The sequence below is a fragment of the Flavobacterium taihuense genome, from assembly GCF_019351435.1.
GTDB classification, from domain to species: domain Bacteria; phylum Bacteroidota; class Bacteroidia; order Flavobacteriales; family Flavobacteriaceae; genus Flavobacterium; species Flavobacterium taihuense.
On the sequence record NZ_JAHWYN010000062.1, the window covers coordinates 1 to 682 of the forward strand.

1 protein-coding gene is annotated in these 682 nt (G+C 52.6%); it reads right to left on the minus strand.

Annotated features, from left to right (window positions below; genetic code table 11):
* Positions 1 to 682: HYR-like domain-containing protein (locus KZH69_RS20375; RefSeq protein WP_439649471.1), on the minus strand; the 682-nt coding region annotated here is incomplete at both ends.

The following is a 682-nucleotide window of genomic DNA, read 5'->3' on the forward strand; positions in this document are numbered from 1 at the left end:
GTAACCGTTGCAGAGCATTCGCCCGTTACATCGGAAAGTGCGGCAACGTCAGCCAATGGAGCCGTTACGTCTTTTACAATTACTGTCTGCGTTTGCGCAGAAGTATTCCCATTGCCGTCATTATAAGTCCAATGAATGGTATAGGTTCCCTGTGCGGAATAGGAAACTGGGTCTAGCGTTGTCGCGGTGATGATGCCTGCGCAGTTGTCGGTGGCCGTAGGCGCGGTGGCCGTTGCGGAACATTCGCCCGTTACATCGGAAAGCGTGGCAACGTCAGCCAATGGCGCCGTTACGTCTTTTACAATTACTGTCTGCGTTTGCGCAGAAGTATTCCCATTGCCGTCATTATAAGTCCAATGAATGGTATAGGTTCCCTGTGCGAAATAGGAAACCGGGTCTAGCGTTGTCGCGGTGATGACTCCTGCGCAGTTATCGGTGGCCATAGGCGCGATAGCCGTTGCAGAGCATTCGCCCGTTACGTCGGCAAGCGTGGCAACGTCAGCCAATGGCACTGTTACGTCTTTCACAATTACTGTCTGCGTTTGCGCAGAAGTGTTCCCATTGCCGTCATTATAAGTCCAATGAACGGTATAGGTTCCCTGTACGAAATAAGAAACCGGGTCTAGCGTTGTCGCGGTGATGACTCCTGCGCAGTTGTCGGTGGCTGTAGGTGCGGTAACCG